This is a genomic window from Rhodovulum sp. (assembly GCF_011048875.1).
GTDB lineage: Bacteria > Pseudomonadota > Alphaproteobacteria > Rhodobacterales > Rhodobacteraceae > Rhodovulum > Rhodovulum tesquicola.
On record NZ_DSDD01000207.1, the window covers coordinates 1 to 1,859 of the forward strand.

The window sequence follows — 1,859 nt, forward strand, 5'->3', positions numbered from 1 at the left end:
CCGAAGGCGGCGGCTTCCGCGCGGTGATCGAGCGTGCCTGCGCTTGCGGTATCCCGGTGCTGGTCGCGCTGCGCCCCGACTGCGCCCCCGCATGGGAGGCATTCACCGGCGGGCTTGCACAGAACCTGTCGCCCGCGCCGCAGGCCCTTCTGGACTGGTGCCGCGCGGCGCTGCCGGTCCGCGCCTGACCGCTGGGGGGGGCGCGGGGGTCTCAGGCCGGAAGGGTGGCAAGCAGGCGTTCCATCGCCCCGATCCGGGCCGCCGGTGCGGGATGGGTTGCCAGAAATTCCGGCGCGCGCGCGCCACCGGCCAGTTCCATCTGCTGCCAGAGCGTGATCGCCTGCCGCCCCTCGTAGCCCGCGCCGACCATCGCCCGGACGCCGAACTCGTCGGCCTCAAGCTCCTGGTTGCGCGAATAGGGCAACAGCAGCCCGACCTGCGCCCCCAGCCCCAGCGCGGCGGTGATCATGTCGGCATTGCCCACATTTCTTGCGCCCAGCATCCCGCCGATAAGCCGCAGCCCGGTTTCGGTCGCGACCTCGGCGCTGATGCGTTCCTCGGGGTGCTTGGCCATAAGATGCCCGATCTCGTGACCGATCACGGCGGCAAGCTGGTCGGGCGTGCGGGCGACGCGGAACATGCCTTCGTAGACACCGATCTTGCGCCCCGGCAGGGCAAAGGCGTTGATTTCGGGCGAGGCAAAGACCTGCACCTCCCACGCGCCTGTCGGCTCGCCCAGATGGGTCAGCAGCCGCCGCGAGACCTGTTGGGCCGAGGACTGGAACCCGGTATCGCGCGACAGCGGCTGTTGCGCGCGCAGTTCCGACCAGGCGCGCAGCCCCATCGCCTCGACCTGGGACGAGGACACCAGTGCGGGCGGCGCCCCGACGCAGCCCGAAAGCGACAGCACCGATCCGGCGGCGGTGGTGGCAAGAAAGCGGCGACGGGTCAGACAACAACAGGCCAAGGCGATATCCTCACAGGATGCATGCGCCGGCGGGTGCAGCCTGCGGCCCGCCCGGCATGCACCCTAGATAGGCACCGCCCCCCCGGATCGTCCAGTGGGGATCGCGTCGGCGATGCAGCCTTTTGCCGATCCTGCCCGGTATCCCTTATCCCGCTCCGGGCTGCCCCGACGGCACGATCCGGCCTTCGGCCATCACGGCTAGACAATCGGCCTCGGCCGTCGCCTCGTCCCGGTCATGGGTAGCGACAAGCATTGTCAGGCCGGTGCGCTCACGGATCTGCCGCAAGAGCTGCCACAAGGCGCGGCGCGGTTCGGTATCAAGCGCCGCAAAGGGTTCGTCGCACAGCAGCAGATCAGGCTCGACCGCCAGCGCCACGCGCTGACGCATGCCCCCCGAAAGCTGGCGCGGGAATTTCCCCGCATCACCGGGGTCCAGCCCGACCGCCTCCAGAGTCGCCCGCGCGCGCGCCGCCCTGCCCGGCCAAGGCCAAGCCCGCGCAGCGCGAAACCGACATTGCCCAGCGCCGTCTTCCAGGGCAACAGCGCGGGGTCCTGGAACACGATCCCCAGCCGGGCACAGCGCCGCTGGACCCGGCCCGCATCGGGGCTCAGCAGCCCAGCGGCCAGCGCGATCAGCGTGCTCTTGCCGCAGCCTGACGGCCCCATCAGCGCGGTGATCGTGCCCGCACGCGGCGACCGGTCAAGCCGGCGCAGCACCGGCTTATCGTCATGGGCAAACTCGACACTCTCAAGGCACAGCGGCGCTGTAATGCCCCCACGCCCCGCCCATCGTCGCGCCAATGGACCATGCGGCGCTGAAGCGGCTGCAACAGCGCCAGATCGACCGCGACCAGCACCGCCACCACGACCAGCACCCAGCCCATCATCGCGG

General features: G+C 70.6%; 3 protein-coding genes and 2 pseudogenes. 1 reads left to right on the forward strand and 4 read right to left on the reverse strand.

What is annotated here, in order from left to right:
- The coding region (locus tag ENN83_RS07205) for a DUF2478 domain-containing protein (protein ID WP_287185579.1) at positions 1-188 on the forward strand (188 nt) is incomplete at its 5' end.
- A 23-nt stretch (positions 189-211) separates the two neighbouring features.
- On the opposite strand, the gene ENN83_RS07210 is transcribed toward ENN83_RS07205, so the two are convergent.
- From ENN83_RS07210 to ENN83_RS07225, 4 genes and pseudogenes are all read right to left on the reverse strand, one after another.
- Positions 212-967 (reverse strand): M48 family metallopeptidase, encoded by a 756-nt coding sequence (locus tag ENN83_RS07210; RefSeq protein WP_287185581.1) that lies wholly within the window; start codon positions 965-967, stop codon positions 212-214.
- A gap of 145 nt (positions 968-1,112) precedes the next feature.
- A complete protein-coding gene (locus ENN83_RS07215; protein ID WP_349760102.1) occupies positions 1,113-1,547 on the reverse strand; it encodes an ATP-binding cassette domain-containing protein in 435 nt (144 codons plus the stop codon).
- Positions 1,505-1,633: pseudogene (locus ENN83_RS07220) on the reverse strand (ATP-binding cassette domain-containing protein); the annotation flags it as partial. The gene ENN83_RS07215 and the pseudogene ENN83_RS07220, both read right to left, overlap by 43 nt.
- Positions 1,633-1,859: pseudogene (locus tag ENN83_RS07225) on the reverse strand (hypothetical protein); the annotation flags it as partial. The pseudogenes ENN83_RS07225 and ENN83_RS07220, both read right to left, overlap by 1 nt.